The sequence below is a fragment of the Streptomyces sp. NPDC088785 genome (genome assembly GCF_044750685.1).
In the GTDB taxonomy this organism is placed as follows: Bacteria; Actinomycetota; Actinomycetes; order Streptomycetales; family Streptomycetaceae; genus Streptomyces.
Genome location: NZ_JBIVKH010000002.1, coordinates 387,488 through 405,732, shown reverse-complemented (window position 1 = coordinate 405,732; position 18,245 = coordinate 387,488). Strand labels below are relative to the sequence as shown.

Genomic DNA, 18,245 nt, shown 5'->3' with positions numbered 1-18,245 from the left:
TCCCGGAAAGGTACTGATCCCGCCATGCTGATCCTGCGACACCGTGAGGTCGCGCAGCTCCTCGACGGCCGCGAGTCCGACACCGTCGAGGTCGTCGCGGACGCCTACCGCCTGCACGAGCAGGGCGACACCGCGGTCCCGCACTCCACGTTCCTGCGGTTCCCCGGGCAGCCGCGCAACCGCATCATCGGGCTGCCCGCCTACCGCGGCGGGCCGCGCCCGGCCGCCGGCATGAAGTGGATCGCCTCCTTCCCCGCCAACATCGAGCGCGGCACGCAGCGGGCCAGCGCCTCGATCATCCTCAACTCCCTGGAGACGGGGCGCCCCGAGGCCGTGATCGAGGGGTCGCTGATCTCGGCCGCCCGCACCGCGGCCAGCGCCGCCCTCGCGGCGGAGCTGCTCACCCGCGACCGGCGCCCCGACGGCCTCGCGCTGATCGGCTGCGGGGTCATCAACCTGGAGATCCTGCGGCACGTCCGCGCCACGCTGCCGGGCCTCGGCTCGCTGGCGGTGTACGACAGTTCGCCGCGCCGGGCCGCCGAGTTCGCCGCGCGGGCGGCCGAGATGCTGCCCGGGGCCCGGGTGCGGCTGGTGGACAGCGCCGAGCAGGCGCTGGCCGCGCACGGTCTGGTCTCGATCGCCACCTCGGCCATCGAGCCGCACCTGGACCTCAAAGCGGCCGCGCCGGGCACCGTGGTCCTGCACATCTCGCTGCGGGACCTGCTGCCCGAGTCGCTGATCGACGCGGACAACATCGTCGACGACACCGAGCACGCGCTGCGCGAGCGCACCTCGCTCGACCTCGCCGTCCAGGCGGCGGGCCACCGCGCGTTCATCGCCCCGACGATCGGCCGGCTACTCCTCGACGACGCCGACGACGCCGCCGGGGGGAGGTACGCGCCCGCGCCGGACCGGACGGTCGTCTACGCGCCGTTCGGTCTCGGCGTCCTGGACATCGCCCTGGCCGACCACCTCCTCACCGCGGCCCGCGCCCAGGGACTGGGGGTCGAGGTGAGCGGCTTCCTGCCGGACTGACCTCCCCAGCCCCACCCCCCGACCGGGGGCCAGGACCGGCACCTCCCCCGCCCGGTCCTGGCCCCCTCCTCCTTCTCGCCGCACGCCCCGGCCGCTGCCGCCGCCGCGGCCCCTCGCAGAAAGGCATCCCATGTCCGCAGTCCCGCTCGAACCCGGCGCACGACACCCCGGCGTCCCGCGCGCCGGAGCCCTCTTCCCCGCGGCCGCCGACGGCGCCCGTCGGACGGCCGCGGACCGGGAGCCCGTCGGATGAGCGGGCCGGCGTCGGACCGGGGCATCGCCCGGTTCAGCCGCAACCACGCCGTCCACGTCTGGCACGGCCGGGTCCCCGACCTGCCCGACCCGGCCGACGTCGCCCTGCTCGACGCGAACGAACACGCGACGTTCCGCAGGCGCAGCGCCCCGTTCGACGGGCACTACGCGGGCGCGCACGCGGCGCTGCGGCGGGTCGTCGCCGACCACTATCTCGGCTGCCCGCCCGCGGCGGTCCGGTTCGGCCGCCACCCGTGCCCGCGGTGCGCCGACCCCACGCACGGCCGGCCCCGGATCGTGGCGCCCGCCACCCGGCTGGACTTCAGCCTGTCGCGCTCGGGGCCCTACTGGCTGCTCGCCGTCACCGCGGGCGGCCCCGTGGGCATCGACATCGAGCAGGTCACCGGGCGCGCGGGGGTGGACGAGGCGGCCGACGTCGCGCTGTCGGAGGGCGAGTTGGGCCTCCTGCGCGGCATCGGGGACGAGCGGGAGCGCGAGGAGCTGTTCCTGCGCGCGTGGACCCGCAAAGAGGCGGTGCTGAAGGCCACCGGGGTCGGCATCGTCGCGGACCTGCGCGATCTCGACGCACTCACGCCCGGTGGCGGCGGCCCGCTCCGGATCGACCACAACGAGCCGCGCATCGGCGGCAGTTGGGAGGTCTACGACCTGTTCGTGGGATCCGGCCTGTCGGCGGCGCTGGCCCGCGCGTCGGCGCACGCGGGCCCGGTGGTACTGCGCCGCGCCCCGGAACCCGCGGCCGCCTGACACTCCCGACGCTCCCGGGGCCCCGGCTGTCCCGGCGATCCCGGCGGCCCCGGCGGTCCTGGCTGTCCTAGCTGTCCCGCCGGCCCCGGCGGTCCTGGCGATCCTGACAGTACTGACAGCCCCGACAGTCCCGGCGGTCGCGGTCGTCCCGGCGATCCCGGCTGTCCCGGCTGTCCCGGCGGCCCTGGCAGCCTCGGCTGTCCTGGTCGTCCCGGTTGTCCCGGCGGCCCTGGCGGCCTCGGCTGTCCTGGTTGTCCCGGCGATCCTGACAGCCCCGACAGCCCCGACAGCCCCGGCAGCCCCGGCGGTCGCGGTCGTCCCGGCGATCCTGGCTGTCCCGGCGATCCCGGCGGTCCTGGCTGCCCCGACAGCCCCGGAAATCCCGACAGTCCCGACAGTCCCGACAGTCCCGGTCGTCCCGACGGCCCCGGCGCTTCGCGCTCCCCCCGTCTCCGGCGCCCCGGAAACGGACGCGGCTCCCGGGCCCGTACGCACTGGACCTCGCGTACGGGCCGGGAGCCGTCGGGCTCATCCGGCCGAACCGGCCACCAGGTCGCCCCGGCCGGGCAGCGCCGGCTCGAAGTCGCCCGCCAGGATGGACTGGTGGGCCTGGCGCAGGGTCGGTCCGGGGTCGACGCCCAGCTGCTCGCGCAGCAGGGTGCAGCCCGCGTGGAACGTCTCGAACGCCTCGGCCTGCCGGTCGCTGCGGTGCAGCGCGATCATCAGCTTCGCCCGGAACGTCTCGCGCAGCGGGTGCGCTCCCACCAACTGCGTGAGCTCGCCGACCAGATCGTGGTGCCGGCCCAGCTGGAGGTCGGCGTCGATCCGGCTCTCCAGAACCTCCATCCGCGCCATCTCGATCCGCGACCGCTCGTTGTCGACCAGCGCGTCGGTCACCCCGGTGAGGGTGGGCCCGCTCCACAGGTCGAGCGCCGAGCGGAAGCGGGCGGCCGCGTCGCCGACCCGTCCCGCGCGCGTCAGGGACTGCCCCTCCTTGGCGAGCCGGTAGAAGTCGTCCAGGTCGAACCGGGCGTCCCCCTTCTCGATGCGGTATCCGCGCCCGCAGCGCGTGATGGTGGCGCCGCCGGCGAAATGCCCGCGGAGCCGGGACGCGTAGGTGTAGATCTGCGCCTGGTAGGTGGCGGGTGGTCTTCGCTCCCACAGCACCCCGCCGAGGTCGGAGTCGGAGACGATCCACCCGTCGGCGAGCAGGAGGGTGGCCAGAATGGTCCGTTGCTTACAGCCGCCCAGCGGGGCCTCACCTGCGGCAGACCACAGCCCGACGGGACCGAGAACGCGGAACTCCAACATGACGGATAGTCAGCTCCTATCTGTGTCTCCCTGGGCCGAGGTCTCCTTGGGCCGAGGCCTGTTCATGTCGACAGTGCCAGCCGCGGACGCCGTCCCCCAGTGCCGGCATAACGGGTCCGCCGTGTGTTCGTCAGGTGATGGATCATGAAGAATTCACTGTGAAATCTTCACCCCAGGGTGATGACGACCGCACTGGGTCCGCCCCTCAAGTCTTCGCAGAATCTCTCCCGTACTCCTCCATGTCAGCGCACGGCGAAGGGACCTGATCGCGATGACCCCGCACACCCCGCTCCAGAGCTGCATCGGTACCCCCCAGATCATCGCCGCGCAGGCCGGCGCGCTGGTCATAGAGAACCTGGACGCGCCGTCCGACCAGAGCGGCGCGCTGTTCACCGTGACCTACACCCACGTCGCCCCGGCCGTCGGGGACCACACCGCATGACCCTCTCCGGGACACACCGCGGCTCCGCCGGCCTCCTCGGCTTCAAGAGCCACCTGCGGGCCGCACTCGTGCCCGGAGAAGCCGCCTATCTGCTCTCGCAGCGCGGGGTCACCGCGCTGCGGGGGCGTTCGGCCGAGGTCCTGACGCCTCTGCTGGACGGCACCCGCGACCGGGAGACGGTGATCAGGGACGCCGCTCCCGGCCTCTCCCACGAGGCGGCGCGCTCGGCACTCGACGCCCTGGAGGCGGCCGGCCTGCTCCGGCTCGGCGCCACCCCCGCGGACGCGTCCGCCGAGGCCTACTGGGACCTCGCCGGCCTCGACGGCGGCCGGGCCGCACGCGACGTGGCCACGGCCCGGGTCCGGGTCGTGGCGCTGCCCGGCTGCGACCCGGCCCGGCTGCACGGCACCCTGCGGGACTCCGGGATCCAGGTCGCCGAGGGCGCGCAGGACGCCGCCTTCGCCCTCGTCCTGTGCGACGACTACCTGGCCCCCGGCCTCAAGGACGTCGACGCCGCCCTGCGCGCGCAGGGCACCCCCTGGCTGCTCGCCCGCACCGGGGGCGCCGACCCCTGGGTGGGCCCCGTCTTCCGGCCCGGCACCGGGCCCTGCTGGTCCTGCCTGGCCGTCCGGCTGCGCGGCCACCGCCGCTCGGAGCTGCCGCTCCAGCGCCACCTCGGACTGGCGGGCCCCGCGGGCCGGCCGGCCGCCGGACTGCCCGCGGGCGAGTCGGCGGCGGCCGGGTTCGCCGCCCTGGAGACCGCGAAGTGGCTGGCAGGCCTGCGGCACGCGGGCCAGAGCGCCGTGCACGTCCTGGACACCCTGCGGCTGACCACCGGCGCGCACCAGGTGGCCCGGCTGCCGCAGTGCCCGGTGTGCGGGGACGCGCAGCTGGTCACCCGGCGGGTGCGGGCCCCCTTCGTCCCCGCCTCCCGGCCCAAGGCCGACCAGGACTCGGGCGGCCACCGGGCGCTCACCCCGCGCCAGATGCTCGACCGCTACGGCGCGCTCGTCGACCCGGTCACCGGCATCGTCAAGGACATCAGGCGGGCCCGCGACTGCCCGGACTTCGTGGAGTCCTACCTCTCCGGGCAGAACCTGGCGATGGGTTCGGCCTCCCTGTCGGGGCTGCGCGCCGGGCTGCGCGCGCTCAGCGGCGGCAAGGGCGCCACCGAGACCGAGGCCAGGACCAGCGCCCTGTGCGAGGCGGTCGAGCGGTACAGCGGCACCCGGCACGGCGACGAGCCGGTGGTGCGGGACAGCTGGGCCGCGCTCGGCCCGGCCGCGGTCCACCCCGCCGACTGCCAGCTCTACTCCGACCGGCAGCTGCGCGAGCGGCAGCGGTGGAACAGCACCGGGTCGGCGCTGACCCACGTACCCGCGCCGTTCGACGAGCACCGCCCGACGGAGTGGACGCCGGTGTGGTCCCTCACCGGCGGCACCCAGCGGCTGCTGCCCACGTCCCTGCTGTACTTCGCCCAGGAGCCGGCCGCCGACGGGCTGTGCGCCGACTCCAACGGCAACGCCGCGGGCAGCAGCCCGGAGGACGCCCTGCTCCAGGGGTTCCTCGAACTGGTGGAGCGCGACGCGGTGGCCCTGTGGTGGTACAACCGCACCCGAAGACCCGGCGTGGACCTCGACAGCAGCGACGACCCGTACGTCGAGCGGATCCGGACCGGCTGCGCGCGGGCCGGGCGGGCCCTGTGGGCGCTCGACCTCACCTCCGACTTCGGCATCCCGGTCGTGGTGGCGCTGTCCCGGCGCACCGCCGGCCCCACCGAGGACATCGTGTTCGGCTTCGGCGCGCACTTCGATCCGCGGATCGCGCTGCGCCGCGCGCTCACCGAGATGGGTCAGCTGCTGCCCGCGCTCGGCCCCGGCGGGGGCGGCTCGGGGTACGCGGTCGCGGACCCGGAGCCGGTGCGCTGGTGGCGTACCGCCACGCTCGCCAATCAGCCATACCTGGCGCCAGATCCGGCCATGTCGCCGGTCCCCGCGCACGGTCGCGGCTATCGGCCACACACTGATCTGCGGGACGACGTCATGGCTGTAACCGAATTGGTCCGGGGGCGCGGAATGGAATTGCTGGTCCTCGATCAGACCCGTCCGGACCTGGATCTTCCGGTAGTGAAGGTGGTGATTCCCGGGATGCGTCATTTCTGGCCGAGATTCGCCCCTGGAAGGCTCTTCGACATACCGGTCGCCCTCGGCCAACAGGCCGAACCGACGCGTTATGCCGATCTCAACCCCGTACCGATGTTCGTTTAGTTCCTCAACTTCTGGGCACAGACAGGTACTTGATCTATGATCCCTCCGGTGTGCGGTGACCGCGTGCTAGCGGAGGGGGCCGGTAGGGCAATGTCGCCACAGAACGGTTCACATCTTTCGAGCGTCGGAGCCGGGGACCGCCCGACGCCGTCCGGAGCGTCCGATCCATCCGAGGAGCACCCGGAGTCCCTGGCGCCGCACATGCTCGCGCCGCGCCTGGCCCGGATCATCCTCATGGGGGCGCTGCTCAGCTTCCTGTGCATCACGATGCTCAACGTGCTGAGCGCCGGCCTCGGCGCCGGCCTGGACCTGGCGGCCCTGGCCTGCGTGCTCGCCATCTTCGCGCTCCAGCTCAGACATTCGCGTCCTCAGGCGCACCGGGCCCCCTGGCGGGAGAAAGTGGCCGCCCTGGGGGCCCAGGCGCTTCTGACGTATCTGCCGATCTTCGTCTTCAAGGCCCAGTGGGGCGGCATGGCCGGGTTCCTGGCCGGTTCGCTGCTGCTCCTGCTGCCCTCGCGCCTGGGCTGGGCGCTGTACGCCGCGGTGGGCCTGTCGATGGCGCTGCCGCCGGCCTTCGAGGGCCGCCCGTTCCTCGACAGCTTCTATCTGGGCCAGTCCACCCTGCTGACCGGGCTGGTGGTGTTCGGCCTGACCCGGCTCACGGAACTGGTGCGGGTGCTGCACGACACCCGGGGCGAGCTGGCCCGGATGGCGGTCACCAAGGAACGCCTGCGGTTCTCCCGCGACCTGCACGACCTGCTCGGCTACAGCCTCTCCGCGATCACCCTGAAGACCGAGCTGATCCACCGCCTGGTGCCGACCCATCCGCAGCGCGCCCTGACCGAGATCCACGACGTGCTCGCCATCTCCCGGCAGTCCCTGGCCGACGTGCGGACCGTCGCCAGCGGGCTGCGCGACATGTCCCTGGTGGAGGAAGTGGCCAACGCCGAGGGGCTGTTGACGGCGGCGGAGGTCAACGTCCGGGTCGAGATGCACGCCGGTGCGATGAGCCAGCAGGTCAGCACCGTGCTCGCGGCCGTGCTGCGCGAGGCCATCACCAATCTGCTGCGCCACTCCAAGGCGGACACCTGTCTGATCGAGACGGTCCAGGAGAACGGCCGGGTCCGGATGCGCGTCGAGAACAACGGCGTGGACCCGGACTACCGGGATCCGTCGGCCCACAGCGGCAGCGGCCTGGGCAACCTGACGACCCGGATGCACGAGATCGGCGGCGAACTGCGCACCGACACCGGCCCCGACCACACCTTCCGTCTCGTCGCCGAGGCACCGGCGTTCCCCGAACGCATCCCGTCCGGTGGCGACGCCGTCGTGCCGGAGCCCAGAGAACCGGCCGCCTGAGCCGGAAAGGAGCGCGTCGGTGGCCCTACGCCTGCTGCTGGCCGAGGACATGAACATGGTGCGCGGCGCCCTGGTGGCGCTGCTCAACCTGGAGGACGATCTGGAGGTCGTCGCGGAACTGGAGCGCGGTGACGAGATCGTGGACGCCGCCCTCGCCTGCCGCCCCGACGTCGCCATCATCGACATCGACCTGCCGGGACTCGACGGCCTGAACGCCGCCACCCGGCTCAGGGAGAAGCTGCCCGCGTGCAAGACCCTGATCCTCACCAGCCTCGGCCGGCCCGGCACCCTGCGCCGCGCCCTGAGCGCGCAGGTCAACGGCTATCTGTTGAAGGACGCGCCGCCGCACGAACTGGCCAACGCGGTACGGCGGGTGGCGGCCGGCCAGCGGGTCATCGACCCGCAGCTCGCGCTCACCGTGTGGGGCACCGCGGAGACCCCGCTGACGGAACGCGAGACGGAGGTGCTGCGGCTGGCCGCGGAGGGGCTGGAGGCCGGCGAGATCGCCAAGCAGCTGCACCTGGCGCCCGGCACCGTGCGCAACTACCTCACCACCGTGGTCACCAAGCTCCTGGCCCGCAACCGGGTCGACGCCATCCGCATCGCCCGCGAGGCGGGCTGGCTCCCCTAGGGCCGGTCGGGACCGGCGCCCGGCGTTCAGCCGGGCTCGTCCGAGGCCCGCAGGACCGCGCGGCCCCCGCCGCCGCCCCCGCCGCTCAGGACCGGCGGCGGCACCCGCTCGTCGTCCGCCGCCTCGGCGGCCATCCCCGCCGCCGCGAGATAGTCCATGATCCGCTTCGTGACCCCGACCGGCAGGGCGAGCGCCGCCGCCATCTGGTCCGGGGTGACCGGCCAGGCGAGCCGCGCCAGCACCCACGCCGCCTCCGGCCGGTGCACCAGGACCCGGTAGGAGGAGTCCGGCGCCTGCACGGTGACGCCGCCGCGGCCGACCGTCAGGGACGCCCCGCTGGGCAGCCGTACGGGCCGCCGTCCGGGCAGCGGGGTGAGGCTGAAGCGCGCGAGCGGGAAGAGCGGCGCCGCCGAGAGCAGCGGGCCGCCGAGGTCGTCGACGCCGAGGGTGCGGACGATCAGATGGGACAGCCGCTCCAACTGCACCAGCAGGCAGGCCCGTTCGTCGTGGTCGTCCGCCCCGTCGGCCCCGTCGGTGTCCGCACGACCGTCGCCACCGCCACCGTCACCGCCCTCGGCGGACTCGGCCGACTTGGCTTCGAGGTTCGCCAGCAGGACGGGACCGAGCTCCATCCGGCGCAGCGCCTCCTCGACCACCGGGTGCGAGAAGCTGACCCGCTCGGTTCCCCAGCGGCCGGTGAGCACCAACTCACCTTCCTGCGCTCCCGGTTCGACGACCACGTCCTCGGCGAGCGACCAGAGGTCGACAGTCCCCCCGTCGGCCTCGTCCGACATCACAACCACCCCTTGCACGCGCTGTCGCGTGAACGCTCTGCCGCGTTCACCGGGCGTCTGATTGTGGATCGACGGCGGTCTCGCGGTACACCTATGACCTCACAGGCAGGGGGTGAAGATTTCATGCCCGTCCCGTGCCCGCGCCTCCCGAACTCGGGGACATCCCCGGTAGTCGCGCCGCCCGCCCCCTAGGGCGGCCCTCCGGGTGCGCTCGGGGATGGTCCCGATGCCGGTGCGGGGCCGCGGCCGCGACCGTAGAACCATGACCTCCACAACGCCCCCCACCGCCCGCCGCCTCGCCGTCGCCATCCCCCTGCTGCTCCTGTCGTACGGCGTGCTGCGCCTGATCGACGGCATGGACGGCAGCCACGGCCCCGGCGTGGCCTGGAACCTCGGGCACACCTGCTTCCTCGGCGCGTTCCTCCTCCTCGGCCTCTTAGTCGTGCGGCTGCGCTCGCGGGTGCCGGCTGCCTCCCTGAGCAGGCGCGTCGCCACCGAGACCGCGACGGGAGCCGGGCTCTTCGGCGCGGCCTGCTTCGTCTGGGTGATCCTCGGCGACCTCGCCCCCGCCCTGCCCGCCCTGCCCGGCCCGCTGCGACTGGTCGGCCCGCTCTGCTTCCAGCTCGCGCTGCTGGCCCTGCTGACGATGCTGGCCGCCGCCCGTCACGTCCCCGCCAGGACCCCGGCGCTGACCGCCCTCGCCTTCGTCCTGATCACCGTCGACCTCGACCTGCTCCCGGCGGCGGCCCTCGCCCTCCTGGCCGCCTTCGCCCCCCTGACCCACACCCCCGCCGCCGCGCGCCCGCCCCGGGTCACCGCACTGACCCGCTGACGCCGACGCACACGAGGGCCGGCCCGGGATCGGGCCGGCCCTCGTGAGGACGTGCGTGCACGGAGTGGAGCGGCAGACGAGTCGGGCTGTACGCCGGGTTCTGTCCCCCGGGACCTCGCGGTCGTCGGGGTGACGGCCATCCATCTAGGGCCGGCGTTGCCACCGGCCTCGTGCGGTCTACCCGCGGACTCGGGCGGGCAGCCCTCGATCGTCCGCGCAGGAGCACCGGGGTGCTCCCTCTTGACCTTGCTCCAGGTGGGGTTTACCTAGCCGCCTGAGTCACCTCAGGCGCTGGTGGTCTCTTACACCACCGTTTCACCCTTACCCGGCGCCGAAGCACCGGGCGGTCTGTTTTCTGTGGCACTGTCCCGCGGGTCACCCCGGGTGGCCGTTAGCCACCACCTTGCCCTGTGGAGCCCGGACGTTCCTCGGGAGGTTCGCGAAGAACCCCACGCGGCCGCCCGCCCGGCTCGTCTGCCGTGCGGCCATCCTACCCGGGCCCGCGGCGCCGGGCGGCACGCGTCGCTCCGCTTGACCTTGCCGCAGCGTCAACGTTTCTACTGGCGTCATGCGGATCGGAGAGCTGGCCCGGATCGTCGGGATCACCACACGGGCCATCAGGCACTACCACCACCTCGGGCTGCTGGCCGAGCCCGAACGCCGGGGGAACGGGTACCGGGACTACGGGCTGCGGCACGCCGTGGAGCTGGCGCGGATCCGGCGGCTGACCGAGCTGGGGCTCGGGCTGGCCGAGGTGCGCGACGCGCTCGCCGACGACGCCGGGCGGGACCTCGTGGAGGTGCTGACCGAGCTGGACGACGACCTCGCCCGCCAGGAGAGCGCCCTGCGGGAGCGGCGGGCGCGGCTGCGGGCGCTGCTCGACGACGCGCGGCGGCAGGGCGGGCTGCCCGCGGGCGGCCCGCTCTCCCCCGAGCTCGCCGCGTTCCTCGCCGGGCTCGGCGAGGTCGACCCGGACTCGCCGATGGCCGCGAAGGACCGTGAGGTGCTGGCCCTCGTGGACGCGACGGCCCCGCCCGAGGACCGCGCCCGGCTGATGGCCGTCCTGACCCCCGTCCTCACCGCGCCGGGCGCCCTGGACGCCGTACGGCAGGTGTACGCGCTGCTCGACGCGCTGGCCGGTGCCGGGCCCGACGACCCGCGGGTGGCCGGGGCGGCCCGCGCGCTGGTCGCCTGCCTGCCGGCGGACCTGCCGACCCCGCGGGACGTCGGGGGGCACGCGCTCGTCGACGCCTTCCTCGCGGACTTCTCCCCCGGGCAGGCGGCCGCCGTCCGGCTCGCGATGCGCCTGGCGGAGGAGGGCCGGTGACGCGGATCCGGCGGATCGCCGGGCACGAGCTGCGGGTGCTGGTCAGCGTCGGGCTGTGGGCGGCGCGGCGGCGGCACGGCGTTCCGGCGGGGGCCCGCGGCTTCCCGTACGCGCGGGGGCAGGCCGTGATGATGTACGCGTTCCTGTTCGTCTGCGTCGTCGAGTCGTGCGGGATGTGGGTGCTGCTGCGCGGCATGCCGGTGCTGCACACGGTCGTCACCGTCCTCGACGGCTACACGGTGGTGATGGTGCTCGGGCTGCACGCGGCCTGCGTCACCCGGCCGCACGTGCTGACGGCCGACGCGCTGCGGGTGCGCCGCGGGGCCCAGGTCGACCTGCGCGTACCGGTGGAGGCGATCGCGCGGGTGCGCCGCGAGAACCGGTTCACCCACCCCGCGGCCGACGGCGAACTCGACCTGCCGATCGGCTCGCAGACCACCGTCACCCTCGAACTCGACCCTCCGGTCCGGCACGTCGGATTCTTCGGACGGCCCCGCGAAGTGCGCGTCGTACGGCTCCACGCCGAGGACGGCGACGGTCTGCACCGGGCGCTGACGGGCGCGCTCACGCGGGAGCGAACAGCACCTTCGCCCGTCCCGGATCCGCCTGCGTGAGCCGCACCCGCAGCGGTTCCCCCAGCGGCAGCGCGGCGGTGCCGCCCTCGATCCGGGCGACGACGGCCGGGTCGGTCAGCTGGACGGTGCCGGTCGCCGGGTCGTGCTCCTTCACGTCGACGACGACGGCGTCGAACAGGTCGCCGATCCGGTGGCGCAGCAGCGCCGCCTCGACGATGTCGACGCACTCGCGCTCCACGGTGTTCGCGCGCCGGGTGCCGTCGGCCATCTCCTTGGGCAGGGCGGGCAGCGCGGCGAGCACCCACGCGGGCGGGTCCTGCCCGGCGCAGGCGGCCAGGCACAGCTCGGAGGCGTAGCGGTCGACGAGGCGGCGCAGCGGCGCCGTGCAGTGCGTGTAGGGGGCGGCGACGGCGGCGTGCGTGGTGAGCGCGGGCCGCTCGCCGCCGGTGAACACCGTGTAGCCCGCGCCGCGCAGCAGGGTCGTGCACTCCTGGAGGAAGGCGGCGTGGTGCGGGTTCTCCGGGTCGAGGGACCGGATCAGCGCGGAGTAGGGGACGTGGTGCGGCCAGTCGATGCGCAGCGCCTTCGCGGTGCGCCGCAGGCGGCCCACGGCGCCGTCGGGGGCGGGCAGGGTGCGCAGCACGCCGGTGCCCGCGGTGAGCATCAGGTCGGCGGCGGCCATGCCGGTGAGCAGGGAGATCTGGGCGTTCCAGGAGTCGGCGGGCAGCGGGGCGCGGAAGGTCGGCGCGTAGTCGCCGTCAGCGGTGGTGACGATCTCCTGTTCGGGGACGTCGAGGGAGATGCCGCCGCGCTCCCGCTCCAGGCGTTCGCGCAGGGTGCCGATGTCGCGGAGCAGGGCGAGGGGTTCTTCGGCGGTGCCGTCGTCGATGGCCCGCTGCACGCCCGCGTAGTCGAGTTTCGCGCGGCTGCGGACGAGGGCGCGGACGACGTCGGCGGCGACGGTGCGCCCGTCGGCGTCGAGGTCGATCGTCCACAGCGCGGCGGGGCGGGTGCGGTCCGGGAGCAGGCTGGCCGCGCCCTCGCTGAGCACGGGCGGGTGCAGCGGGGTCCGGTCGTCGGGGAAGTACAGGGTGGTGACGCGCCGGTGGGCCTCGGCGTCGAGCGCGCCGCCGGGGGCGACGAACGCGGCGACGTCGGCGATCGCGTACGTCACCCGGTAGCCGCCGCCGGGCCGCCGCGCCAGGTGCATGGCCTGGTCGAGGTCGGTGGAGGCGGGCGGGTCGATGGTGAAGAGGGGGAGGTCCGTCGCGTCGCACGCGGGCGGCGGCGGCGCGGCGGCGGCCGCGGCGGCCTCGGCGAGCACGTCGGCCGGGAACTCCCGGGGCACGTCCAGCCGCTCGCGCAGGTCGTGCAGCGCGGCGCCGAGGGGCTCGCGCGCCGCGCCGGTCGCGCGGAGGGGGCGCAGGGGCATGGCACCGAGCGTAGGGGGAGGTGGCGGTGTCGGCACGCCGTACGCTGGGCTTCTGTCGTCGCCCGACGTGCCGTACGTGTGTTCCGTACCGGGGTTCCGTACGTGCGTCCACGTGTTTGAGGAGAGCCCGTGCTTGTGCTGTTGCCGCCGTCGGAGGGTAAGGCCGCTTCCGGACGCGGGGCGCCGCTGAAGCCGGAGAGCCTGTCGCTGCCGGGGCTGGCGCGGGCGCGGGCCACGGTGCTGGACGAGCTGGTCGAGCTGTGCGCCGCCGACGAGACCAAGGCGCGCGAGGTGCTGGGCCTGAGCGAGGGGCTGCGCGGGGAGGTCGCGAAGAACGCCGGGCTGCGCACGGCCGGGGCCCGGCCCGCCGGGGAGATCTACACCGGGGTGCTGTACGACGCGCTGGACCTGGCCTCGCTGGACGCCGCCGCGAAGAAGCGGGCCGCGCGCTCGCTGCTGGTGTTCTCCGGCCTGTGGGGCGCGGTGCGGGTGACCGACCGGATTCCCTCCTACCGCTGCTCGATGGGGGTGAAGCTGCCGGGGCTCGGCGCGCTCGGCCCGTACTGGAAGGCGCCGATGGCCGAGGTGCTGCCCGCGGCGGCCGGGGACGGGCTGGTGCTCGACCTGCGCTCGGCGGCCTACGCGGCGGCCTGGAAGCCCACGGGTGAGCTGGCGGAGCGGACGGCCGGGGTGCGGGTGCTGCACGCGCCGACCCGCAAGGTCGTCAGCCACTTCAACAAGGCGACGAAGGGCCGGATCGTGCGGTCCCTGCTCCAGTCCGGCGCCGCGCCGGCCACTCCGGCCGAACTGGTCGACGTGCTGCGCCGGTCGGGGTACACGGTCGAGGTGGCGGAGCCGACGCGGGCGGGTCGGGCGTGGAGCCTGGACGTGCTGGTGGACGAGATCCACTGACCGTTCATTGCAGCATGCGCAACGACCTTTGCGCATGCTGCGGCGGGCGAGGCAGGATGAGGCCATGACCTCCCCCGCCGCTGCCGCCGCCGCGTCCGCCTCCGTGCTGGACCTCGCCCCCGTCATCCCCGTCGTCGTCGTGGAGGACGCCGCCGACGCGGTGCCGCTCGCGCGGGCGCTGGTCGCGGGCGGGCTGCCCGCGATCGAGGTGACCCTGCGCACGCCCGCCGCGCTCGACGCGATCCGGGCGGTCGCGGCCGAGGTGCCGGAGGCCGTCGTCGGGGCGGGCACGGTCATCTCGCCCCGGAACGTCGCCGACTCGGTCGCCGCCGGGGCCCGTTTCCTGGTCAGCCCGGGGTGGACGGACGCGCTGCTGGTCGCGATGCGCGGGTCCGGGGTGCCGTTCCTGCCCGGCGTCTCCACGACGTCGGAGGTCGTGGCGCTGCTGGAGCGGGGCGTGCGCGAGATGAAGTTCTTCCCGGCCGAGGCCGCGGGCGGCGCCGCCTATCTGAAGTCCCTGGCGGGGCCGCTGCCGCAGGCCCGGTTCTGCCCGACCGGCGGTGTCTCGCCGGCCAACGCGGGCGCGTACCTGGCGCTGAAGAACGTCGGCTGTGTCGGCGGGAGCTGGATGCTGCCGGGCGACGCGATCGCCGCGAAGGACTGGGGCCGCGTCGAGGCGCTGGCCCGCGAGGCGTGCGCTACCGCAGGTGAGCTGTCTCGTTGAGCGCGCGCACGGTGGCGTTGCCGTCGGCGTAGTACGCGATCGCGCTGAGCGACGCCGCCGAGAGGTCCATCCGGAACAGGGACTCCGGCGGGGCGCCGAGCGCCAGCCGCAGCAGGGTCTTGACCGGCGTCACATGGCTGACCAGGAGGACCGTGCGGCCCCGGTGGATCCCGGCGAGCCGGTCGCGGGCCCCGGCGACGCGGGCCGCGACCTGCGCGAAGCTCTCGCCGCCGCCGGTGGGCGCCGCGTCCTGCGAGGCCAGCCAGGCGTTCATGTCGGCCGGGTGGCGCTCGCGCACCTCCCGGAAGGTCAGGCCCTCCCAGGCGCCGAAGTCCGTCTCGCGCAGGCCGTCGTCGACCGTCACGTCGAGGCGCAGCCGCTCGGCGACGGCGCGGGCCGTCTCGCGGCAGCGCCGCAGCGGCGAGGTGACGATCGCCTGGACCGTGGCCCGGGCGTGCAGTTCCGCCGCCGCCCGGTCCGCCTGCCGCAGCCCCGTCGCGGACAGCTCCGGGTCGCTGCCGCCGCTGCCCGAGAAGCGCTTCTCGGGGGTGAGGGCGGTTTCTCCGTGCCGGAGCAGGACGAACGTGGTGGGGGTGCCGAGGTCCGGGGGCCGGGCCGCCGGTTCGGTGCCCCTCGCGGGGCCGGGGCCGGCGGGGCCCGGGGCCCCGCCGGTGGACTGTCCCTGCACGGCTGGGCCTAGAGGCCCGACTCCGCGGTGCGGACCAGGATGCGGCGACAGTTCTCGCAGCGCACGACGGTGTCGGGAGCGACGGCCCGGACGTCGTTCAGCTCCGTGATGTTCAGCTCCAGGCGGCAGCCCTCGCAGCGGCGCTGGAAGAGCTTCGCGGCGCCGACGCCGCCCTCCTTCTCGCGGAGCTTGTCGTAGAGCTTCAGCAGGTCGGCCGGGATCGAGGCCGCGACGGCCTCGCGCTCCTTGGCGACCGAGGACGCCTCGGTGTCCAGCGCGCCGGCGGCCTGGTCGCGGCGGGCCGTCGCGTCGTCGATCTTGGCCTGGACGGAGGAGAGCCGGTCGCTCAGCTCGCCCACCCGCTCCTGCGCGGACTCACGGCGCTCCATGACCTCCAGGACGACGTCCTCCAGGTCGCCCTGGCGCTTGGCGAGCGAGGCGATCTCCCGCTGGAGGTTCTCCAGGTCCTTGGGCGAGCTGACGGTCCCGGAGTCCAGGCGCTTCTGGTCGCGGGCGGCCCGCTGGCGGACCTGGTCGACGTCCTGCTCGGCCTTGGTCTGCTCGCGGGAGCAGTCGCTCTCCTCGGTGGTCGCGGCGACGTGCAGGTCACGGAGCTGCGTGAGGTCCTTGCCGAGGGATTCCAGCTCGGCGTGCTCGGGCAGCGACTTCTTCTTGTGCGCGAGCTGCTGGAGGCGGACGTCCAGGTCCTGGACGTCCAGGAGACGGATCTGGTCGGCGGGCGCGGCGTTCAGTTGGGGGCTCCAAAGGTAGAGAGGGGGCTGTTGGACGCCGCGTGGGCGGTCCAGGGGTCGGTGGGGGTGCGCGAGACGTGGACGCGCAGGCCCCAGCCTTCGCGGTCGGAGACCGCCTCGAGCTGGCTCGCCGCCAGTTCGCACCACGGCCATTCGGTGGCCCAGTGCGCGGCGTCGAGCAGCGCGAGAGGGGAGTGCTCGCGGGCCTCGCTCACCGGGTGGTGGCGCAGGTCCGCGGTGAGGAAGGCGTCGACGCCCGCGGCGCGCACGGCGTCGAAGAGGCTGTCGCCTGAGCCGCCGGAGACCGCGATGGTGCGGATCGTCGCGTCGGGGTCGCCCGCGACGCGGATGCCCTGCGCGGTCGCCGGGAGGCGGTCGGCGGCGGTGCCCGCGAGCGCGCGCAGGGTCACCGGGTGGTCGAGCTCACAGACGCGGCCGAGCCCGCGGCGCCCCGAGGGGTCCGCCGGGTCGGGCACGAGGGGGCGCAGCACGCGGACGCCGAGCGCGCCGGCGAGCGCGTCGCTCACCCCGGGGTCGGCCTTGTCGGCGTTGGTGTGGGCGACGTGCAGCGCGATGTCGTTCTTGATGAGGGTGTGGACGGCGCGGCCCTTGAAGGTGGACGCGGCGACCGTCGTCGTCCCGCGCAGATACAGCGGGTGGTGGGTGACCAGCAGGTCCGCGCCGAGCTTCACGGCCTCGTCGACGATCTCCTGGACCGGGTCGACGGCGAAGAGCACCCGGCCGACCTCGGCGTCCGGGTCGCCCGCGACCGTGCCGACCGCGTCCCATCCCTCGGCGAGGGAGGCGGGCCAGAGGTCGGCGAGCGCGGCGGTTACTTCAGACAGACGGGGCACGCAGACAGGTTACCTGCGCCGCGTGCCCCTTCCCTAAGACAGGTTCCCCGGGCTCCCGCCCGCGCGGGGCCCGGTCAGCCGACCAGGTCGGCGCGCAGGTCCTTCAGGACCTCGTCGGCCGCCGTGACGCCGAGTCCGAGGTACCAGGTCTCGTCCGGGACGTCCTTGGCCCGCCCCTTCTTCACCGCTCCGAGCTTCTTCCACAGCGGGTTGCCCTCGGCGCTCGCGCGCTGGGTCTTCTTCGCGTCGCCGTAGACGCCGGTGAAGATCCAGTCGGCGTCCGCGGAGTCGATCTTCTCCGGGCTGATCTCCGTGGCCAGGTCGTCGATCCGCTGGTTCTCGGGGCGCGGGATGCCGGCGTCGTCGAGGATGGTGCCGATGAAGGACGCCTTGGCGTAGAGGCGGATGCGGTCCGGCATGTAGCGGAGCATCGTCACGGTCGGCGCCGTGCCGCCGTTGGCCTTCTTCACGTCGGCGCCGAGCCGCTCCACCCGCTCGTCGTACGCGGCGAGCTTCTGCTCGGCCCGCGCCTTCTCGTCGAGGGCGGACGCGTTGAGGAGGTAGTTCTCCTTCCACGTGAAGCCGGGGCGGATGGAGAAGACGGTCGGCGCGATCTTCGACAGCTGCGGGTAGAGCTTGGCGGCGCGCAGCTCGCTGCCGAGGATCAGGTCGGGGTGCAGACCCGCGATGGCCTCCATGTTGAGGGCGTTGATGGTGCCCACGTTCTTGGGGCTGCCCGCGTCCTTCTTCAGGTAGGACGGGATGCCGTCGTCGCCCTCGGTGGGTGCGTAGCCGACCGGCTCGACGCCGAGCGAGACGACGTTGTCCAGCTCGCCGACGTCGAGGACGACGACGCGCTGCGGCTTCTTCTTGATCTCGGTCCTGCCGAGCGCGTGGGTGACGGTGCGCGGGAACTCGCCGGCCTTCGCCGTCGTGCCCATCCGCGCCGTCTGCTCGGCCGCCTTGGAGAAGTCGTCGCCGCCCTGGGCCACGGCCTTGGAGCCGGAGCCGTGGTCACCGCCCGCCGTGCCGGAGCCGTCGTCGCCGGAGCCGCAAGCGGTGAGGGCGAGGGCGGCGGCCGCCGTCGCGGCGAGGGCCGCGACGCGCGTACGGGGGCGTATGAGCATGGCTTTGCTCCAGTTCCGGGCGCACAAGATGTGCACAGCAATGAGTTAGGTAAACCTAACATCAGCCGCGCCGGGGGCTCTTGGCCGCTCCCCCAGCACATCCGGCGCACGCCTCTCAGCGGATTGCGGACACGGCCACCCTTTGGTGTGAAGCGGGCGGTCGGGC

The 18,245-nt window shown here is 74.3% G+C and carries 17 protein-coding genes, 1 other RNA gene and 1 pseudogene; 11 read left to right on the top strand and 8 right to left on the bottom strand.

Annotated elements, in window-relative coordinates; all coding sequences use genetic code 11:
- Positions 1-24 precede the first annotated feature (24 nt).
- Together sbnB and ACIP5K_RS07540 are read left to right on the top strand one after the other, a co-directional pair.
- Positions 25-1,035, top strand: coding sequence for a 2,3-diaminopropionate biosynthesis protein SbnB (gene sbnB / locus ACIP5K_RS07545; protein ID WP_401406225.1), 1,011 nt, complete (start codon positions 25-27; stop codon positions 1,033-1,035).
- A gap of 249 nt (positions 1,036-1,284) precedes the next feature.
- Entirely contained in the window at positions 1,285-2,052 is a 768-nt protein-coding gene (locus ACIP5K_RS07540) for a 4'-phosphopantetheinyl transferase family protein (protein ID WP_401406222.1), read from the top strand.
- A 528-nt stretch (positions 2,053-2,580) separates the two neighbouring features.
- Here the strand turns inward: ACIP5K_RS07540 and ACIP5K_RS07535 are convergent.
- A complete protein-coding gene (locus tag ACIP5K_RS07535; protein WP_401406219.1) occupies positions 2,581-3,363 on the bottom strand; it encodes a BTAD domain-containing putative transcriptional regulator in 783 nt (260 codons plus the stop codon).
- Between the two features lie 271 nt (positions 3,364-3,634).
- On the opposite strand from ACIP5K_RS07535, the gene ACIP5K_RS07530 reads away from it, so the two are divergent.
- The 4 genes from ACIP5K_RS07530 to ACIP5K_RS07515 all read left to right on the top strand — a co-directional run bounded on the left by ACIP5K_RS07530 (position 3,635) and on the right by ACIP5K_RS07515 (position 8,062).
- Entirely contained in the window at positions 3,635-3,805 is a 171-nt protein-coding gene (locus ACIP5K_RS07530; protein WP_401406216.1) for a hypothetical protein, read from the top strand.
- Complete coding sequence (locus ACIP5K_RS07525; RefSeq protein ID WP_401406213.1) at positions 3,802-6,072, top strand: TOMM precursor leader peptide-binding protein; 2,271 nt, start codon at positions 3,802-3,804, stop codon at positions 6,070-6,072. The genes ACIP5K_RS07530 and ACIP5K_RS07525 overlap by 4 nt, the downstream gene beginning before the upstream one ends.
- 201 nt (positions 6,073-6,273) lie before the next feature.
- The gene (locus ACIP5K_RS07520) at positions 6,274-7,431 is read left to right on the top strand and encodes a sensor histidine kinase (protein ID WP_401406210.1); all 1,158 of its coding nucleotides are present in this window, start codon (positions 6,274-6,276) and stop codon (positions 7,429-7,431) included.
- A 19-nt stretch (positions 7,432-7,450) separates the two neighbouring features.
- Positions 7,451-8,062, top strand: a complete 612-nt coding sequence (locus tag ACIP5K_RS07515) for a response regulator transcription factor (RefSeq protein WP_401406207.1) — start codon at positions 7,451-7,453, stop codon at positions 8,060-8,062.
- A gap of 26 nt (positions 8,063-8,088) precedes the next feature.
- Here the strand turns inward: ACIP5K_RS07515 and ACIP5K_RS07510 are convergent, their stop codons facing one another.
- Entirely contained in the window at positions 8,089-8,856 is a 768-nt protein-coding gene (locus tag ACIP5K_RS07510; RefSeq protein WP_401406204.1) for an NADH oxidase, read from the bottom strand.
- Between the two features lie 262 nt (positions 8,857-9,118).
- Here ACIP5K_RS07510 and ACIP5K_RS07505 point away from each other — a divergent pair, with 262 nt between their 5' ends.
- A complete protein-coding gene (locus ACIP5K_RS07505; protein ID WP_401406201.1) occupies positions 9,119-9,688 on the top strand; it encodes a hypothetical protein in 570 nt (189 codons plus the stop codon).
- Between the two features lie 73 nt (positions 9,689-9,761).
- Here the strand turns inward: ACIP5K_RS07505 and rnpB are convergent.
- Positions 9,762-10,161: RNase P RNA component class A (gene rnpB, locus ACIP5K_RS07500), an RNA gene on the bottom strand.
- 95 nt (positions 10,162-10,256) lie between these two features.
- On the opposite strand from rnpB, the gene ACIP5K_RS07495 reads away from it, so the two are divergent.
- Positions 10,257-11,015, top strand: coding sequence for a MerR family transcriptional regulator (locus ACIP5K_RS07495; protein WP_401406198.1), 759 nt, complete (start codon positions 10,257-10,259; stop codon positions 11,013-11,015).
- On the top strand, positions 11,012-11,629 hold the full coding sequence (locus tag ACIP5K_RS07490; protein ID WP_401406195.1) for a hypothetical protein: 618 nt from the start codon (positions 11,012-11,014) through the stop codon (positions 11,627-11,629). The genes ACIP5K_RS07495 and ACIP5K_RS07490 overlap by 4 nt, the downstream gene beginning before the upstream one ends.
- Here the strand turns inward: ACIP5K_RS07490 and ACIP5K_RS07485 are convergent.
- Positions 11,580-13,022, bottom strand: coding sequence for an RNB domain-containing ribonuclease (locus ACIP5K_RS07485; protein WP_401406192.1), 1,443 nt, complete (start codon positions 13,020-13,022; stop codon positions 11,580-11,582). The two genes, ACIP5K_RS07490 and ACIP5K_RS07485, sit on opposite strands and share 50 nt — an antisense overlap.
- A 129-nt stretch (positions 13,023-13,151) precedes the next feature.
- On the opposite strand from ACIP5K_RS07485, the gene yaaA reads away from it, so the two are divergent.
- Together yaaA and eda are read left to right on the top strand one after the other, a co-directional pair.
- On the top strand, positions 13,152-13,934 hold the full coding sequence (gene yaaA, locus ACIP5K_RS07480) for a peroxide stress protein YaaA (protein WP_401406189.1): 783 nt from the start codon (positions 13,152-13,154) through the stop codon (positions 13,932-13,934).
- Positions 13,935-13,998: 64 nt separating this feature from the next.
- On the top strand, positions 13,999-14,658 hold the full coding sequence (eda, locus tag ACIP5K_RS07475) for a bifunctional 4-hydroxy-2-oxoglutarate aldolase/2-dehydro-3-deoxy-phosphogluconate aldolase (RefSeq protein ID WP_401406186.1): 660 nt from the start codon (positions 13,999-14,001) through the stop codon (positions 14,656-14,658).
- Here the strand turns inward: eda and ACIP5K_RS07470 are convergent.
- The 4 genes and pseudogenes from ACIP5K_RS07470 to ACIP5K_RS07455 form a co-directional block, all read right to left on the bottom strand.
- Positions 14,633-15,268, bottom strand: a pseudogene (locus ACIP5K_RS07470) (histidine phosphatase family protein); the annotation flags it as partial. The gene eda and the pseudogene ACIP5K_RS07470 sit on opposite strands and share 26 nt — an antisense overlap.
- Before the next feature lie 86 nt (positions 15,269-15,354).
- Positions 15,355-16,098 (bottom strand): zinc ribbon domain-containing protein, encoded by a 744-nt coding sequence (locus ACIP5K_RS07465; protein ID WP_401407536.1) that lies wholly within the window; start codon positions 16,096-16,098, stop codon positions 15,355-15,357.
- Entirely contained in the window at positions 16,095-16,952 is an 858-nt protein-coding gene (locus ACIP5K_RS07460; RefSeq protein WP_401406183.1) for a Nif3-like dinuclear metal center hexameric protein, read from the bottom strand. The genes ACIP5K_RS07465 and ACIP5K_RS07460 overlap by 4 nt, the downstream gene beginning before the upstream one ends.
- A 74-nt stretch (positions 16,953-17,026) precedes the next feature.
- On the bottom strand, positions 17,027-18,079 hold the full coding sequence (locus tag ACIP5K_RS07455; protein ID WP_401406180.1) for an ABC transporter substrate-binding protein: 1,053 nt from the start codon (positions 18,077-18,079) through the stop codon (positions 17,027-17,029).
- Positions 18,080-18,245: the final 166 nt, after the last annotated feature.

What these genes read in the sequence shown, in the direction of transcription:
- sbnB (WP_401406225.1), top strand. Translation starts at nt 25, where the DNA reads ATGCTGATCCTGCGACACCGTGAGGTCGCGCAGCTCCTCGACGGCCGC.
- ACIP5K_RS07540 (WP_401406222.1), top strand. Translation starts at nt 1,285, where the DNA reads ATGAGCGGGCCGGCGTCGGACCGGGGCATCGCCCGGTTCAGCCGCAAC.
- ACIP5K_RS07535 (WP_401406219.1), bottom strand. Translation starts at nt 3,363, where the DNA reads ATGTTGGAGTTCCGCGTTCTCGGTCCCGTCGGGCTGTGGTCTGCCGCA.
- ACIP5K_RS07530 (WP_401406216.1), top strand. Translation starts at nt 3,635, where the DNA reads ATGACCCCGCACACCCCGCTCCAGAGCTGCATCGGTACCCCCCAGATC.
- ACIP5K_RS07525 (WP_401406213.1), top strand. Translation starts at nt 3,802, where the DNA reads ATGACCCTCTCCGGGACACACCGCGGCTCCGCCGGCCTCCTCGGCTTC.
- ACIP5K_RS07520 (WP_401406210.1), top strand. Translation starts at nt 6,274, where the DNA reads ATGCTCGCGCCGCGCCTGGCCCGGATCATCCTCATGGGGGCGCTGCTC.
- ACIP5K_RS07510 (WP_401406204.1), bottom strand. Translation starts at nt 8,856, where the DNA reads ATGTCGGACGAGGCCGACGGGGGGACTGTCGACCTCTGGTCGCTCGCC.
- ACIP5K_RS07505 (WP_401406201.1), top strand. Translation starts at nt 9,119, where the DNA reads ATGACCTCCACAACGCCCCCCACCGCCCGCCGCCTCGCCGTCGCCATC.
- ACIP5K_RS07495 (WP_401406198.1), top strand. Translation starts at nt 10,257, where the DNA reads ATGCGGATCGGAGAGCTGGCCCGGATCGTCGGGATCACCACACGGGCC.
- ACIP5K_RS07485 (WP_401406192.1), bottom strand. Translation starts at nt 13,022, where the DNA reads ATGCCCCTGCGCCCCCTCCGCGCGACCGGCGCGGCGCGCGAGCCCCTC.
- eda (WP_401406186.1), top strand. Translation starts at nt 13,999, where the DNA reads ATGACCTCCCCCGCCGCTGCCGCCGCCGCGTCCGCCTCCGTGCTGGAC.
- ACIP5K_RS07455 (WP_401406180.1), bottom strand. Translation starts at nt 18,079, where the DNA reads ATGCTCATACGCCCCCGTACGCGCGTCGCGGCCCTCGCCGCGACGGCG.